The organism is Vibrio sp. 2033 (assembly GCF_033339735.1).
In genome coordinates, this window is record NZ_JAWOVC010000136.1 from 1 (window position 1) to 972 (window position 972).

The 972-nt window shown below is 48.4% G+C and carries 1 protein-coding gene; it reads right to left on the bottom strand.

The features are described from left to right. Positions 1 to 112: 112 nt before the first annotated feature. Positions 113 to 972 (bottom strand): undecaprenyldiphospho-muramoylpentapeptide beta-N-acetylglucosaminyltransferase (murG, locus tag R7P74_RS25140; protein WP_318123361.1); only part of this gene is annotated, 860 nt, incomplete at its 5' end.

The window sequence follows — 972 nt, forward strand, 5'->3', positions numbered from 1 at the left end:
GATACCGATGAAGTGGATGCATTTCACGCGACGCATTTCTGGTACCATCGCGCGAATCTGAGCTAAGTCTTGTGTATGTTGGATAGTCATTAATTCGATTCTCAATAATTCGTTAACGCTTTTCGGTCAAAGCGACAATGGCTTGTGCGACAACTTTGTCAGCATCTAATTTTGCGGCACTGCGTGCCTTTTGAGCCATTGAAAGTAAAGCTTGGCGATCCAATTGTTGGATCTGTTGAGTCAAAGACTCCACGGTTAAATCAGGTTGTTCAATCATCTTCGCAGCACCGCATTCCACTAAATGGTCGGCATTCAGTGCCTGTTGACGGTCTTTATGCATGAACGGGATAAAAATCGCGCCTACACCTGCTGCTGAGACTTCAGATACCGTCAATGCGCCAGAACGGCACACTAGCAGATCTGCCCACGCATACGCTTGTGCAACATCATCGATAAACTCGGTCACTTCTGCATTAGCAACATTGTTCGCTTGATAAGCGGCTTGCACTTCTTGCGCTGCGCCTTTACCTGCTTGATGACGAATACAGTAGTCTTGTCCCAAGTTTGCCATCACCGCTGGTAATGTTTGATTAAGAATACGCGCCCCTTGGCTGCCGCCCATAACAAGAATACGAATTGGTCCTTCTCTCTCTTGCATACGTTGAGCGGGCTCATCCAACTGCGTTACGTCTTCACGTACTGGGTTACCGACAACCGCCGCAGAAGGAAATGCGCCGGCAAACGCTTGAAAGACTTTCTTAGCGATCTTTGATAGCCATTGATTTGTTAAACCTGCAACCGCGTTTTGTTCGTGTAGAACAACCGGGATACCGCTTAACCAAGCCGCGATACCACCCGGACCACTCACATAGCCGCCCATACCTAAAACGGCATCCGGCTGCCAGCGCTTCATGTGCGCTCGTGCTTGCATGATGGCATTAATAATTTGAAAAGGGGCAGCTAAAAGACGTT